Source organism: Bradyrhizobium uaiense, from assembly GCF_010811875.1.
Classification (GTDB): Bacteria; Pseudomonadota; Alphaproteobacteria; order Rhizobiales; family Xanthobacteraceae; genus Bradyrhizobium; species Bradyrhizobium uaiense.
In genome coordinates, this window is the sequence record NZ_VKHP01001036.1 from 1 (window position 1) to 242 (window position 242).

Annotated in this window: 1 protein-coding gene and 1 pseudogene; one reads left to right on the plus strand and one right to left on the minus strand. The window is 62.4% G+C overall.

Annotated features, from left to right (window positions below; translation table 11 throughout):
* Positions 1–128, minus strand: a pseudogene (gene ybeY, locus FNJ47_RS52680) (rRNA maturation RNase YbeY); the annotation flags it as partial.
* A 15-nt stretch (positions 129–143) separates the two neighbouring features.
* Here ybeY and FNJ47_RS55285 point away from each other — a divergent pair.
* Positions 144–242: rRNA maturation RNAse YbeY (locus FNJ47_RS55285; protein ID WP_430649507.1), on the plus strand; the 99-nt coding region annotated here is incomplete at its 3' end.

Genomic DNA, 242 nt, shown 5'->3' on the forward strand with positions numbered 1-242 from the left:
TCGTGGTCGTAACCGATCAGGTGCAGGAAGCCATGCACCGCCAGATGGCTCAAATGATGGTCGAACGGCTTCTGTTCCTCATCGGCTTCCCGCCGCGTCGTCTCATAGGCGATCGCGATGTCGCCGACGCCGAGCTTGCGGTGATGCTGACCGACGACGCCGGCATCCGCACCCTGAACGCCAACTGGCGCAGCATCGACAAGCCGACCAACGTGCTGTCGTTTCCGGCATTGCAGCCGGAA